The sequence below is a fragment of the Vibrio sp. 10N.222.52.B7 genome (genome assembly GCF_041474275.1).
Lineage (GTDB): Bacteria > Pseudomonadota > Gammaproteobacteria > Enterobacterales > Vibrionaceae > Vibrio > Vibrio crassostreae_C.
In genome coordinates this window covers 1-313 of sequence record NZ_JBFRTU010000718.1, presented here as the reverse complement: position 1 = coordinate 313, position 313 = coordinate 1, and the positions used below count along the sequence as shown (strand labels likewise).

At 44.1% G+C, this 313-nt stretch carries 1 protein-coding gene; it reads left to right on the top strand.

Annotated features, from left to right (window positions below; genetic code table 11):
• Nucleotides 1–313, top strand: a 313-nt coding sequence (locus tag AB4512_RS24965; protein ID WP_372176149.1) for a UbiA family prenyltransferase, incomplete at both ends; no start/stop codon positions are given.

Below are 313 nucleotides of genomic sequence, written 5' to 3'. Positions count from 1 at the left end.
GCCTTCATTTATCCTTTTATGAAGCGTTTTACGCACCTTCCACAGTTGTTCCTCGGCTTAGCGTTTAGTTGGGCTATCCCAATGGCTTGGGCGGCGCAAACTAATGAGCTACCTAGTGTGGTCTGGTTTATTTTCATTATCAATGCGTTGTGGACGATTGCCTACGACACACAATATGCAATGGTTGACCGAGATGACGACTTAAAAATTGGCATCAAATCGACGGCTATTCTATTTGGTCGTTTCGACAAGCTTATTGTTGGCTTCTTACAGCTAGTAACACTGGCGATGCTAATAGCGTTAGGCATGCATT